This window comes from Acinetobacter sp. CIP A162, assembly GCF_000367905.1.
Classification (GTDB): Bacteria; Pseudomonadota; Gammaproteobacteria; order Pseudomonadales; family Moraxellaceae; genus Acinetobacter; species Acinetobacter lwoffii.
The window spans coordinates 1-991 of the sequence record NZ_KB849157.1; the positions used below are offsets into that span (position 1 = coordinate 1).

The following is a 991-nucleotide window of genomic DNA, read 5'->3' on the forward strand; positions in this document are numbered from 1 at the left end:
GACAGCGACTGCGACGGATAAAGATGGCGACACGGCCAGTGCGGATCTTGATATTGAAGGCACCTTAAGCTTCTTGGATGACGGCCCAAGCGTCACCACCAACGCGGTACTCACAGTATTAGAAGTTGACGAAACAGTGTTGACCACGAATGACAGCGAAAACTTTGCTAGTGCCTTCACCGTCAACACCTACGGTGCAGATGGACAAGCATTAAGCAACGCGCTAGTTTATAGCCTCGGCATATCAAGTGTTGGTGCAGTGAGTGGTGTGATTGACGTTGCTACAGGTCAGGCAGTTTATCTGTACGCCTTGGTAACAGGTGAAGTGGTCGGCTTAGTGGGCGCAGGAGGCTTTGCGGATCCATTGGGTGCAGAAGCCTTCCGTATCAGCGTTAATGCAGCAACAGGTCAGGTTGACCTCGATCAAGTCCGTGCATTACAACATCCAAATCCAGCACAACCGAATGAGTTAATTAATTTAACGACCAATGCCGTGACATTGATTGCCACAGCAACGGATAAAGACGGTGATAGTGCTTTCGCAAGCATTAGCTTGGGTGATAAAGTGGGTTTCCGTGATGATGTACCAACGATTGTGACCACAGGTGCTGTCATTAATGTGGAGGTTGATGAAACAACCTTATTAACGAACCAAACTGAAAACTTCTCCACTGCATTTAATATCAATTATCGTGCAGATGGTGCAGGCACTACGGTTTATAGTCTGACTGCATCCAGTGTTGGTGCAGTGAGTGGTGTGATTGATGTTGCCACAGGTCAAGCGGTTTATCTGTATCAAGAGGGTGCGGACATCGTTGGACGGGTAGGATCAGCAGGTGCGCCAGACGCAGGTGGTGCGGAAGCATTCCGTATCAGCGTAAATGCAGGCACAGGAGAAGTGACACTAGACCAAGTCCGCGCATTAGAGCATCCAAATTCAGCACAACCGAATGAACTCATTAACTTAACGACGAATGCAGTGACATTGACG

At 48.6% G+C, this 991-nt stretch carries 1 protein-coding gene; it reads left to right on the forward strand.

Annotation, left to right across the window (positions count from 1 at the left end; genetic code table 11):
* Positions 1 to 991: DUF5801 repeats-in-toxin domain-containing protein (locus tag F995_RS16735; RefSeq protein ID WP_004644813.1), on the forward strand; the 991-nt coding region annotated here is incomplete at both ends.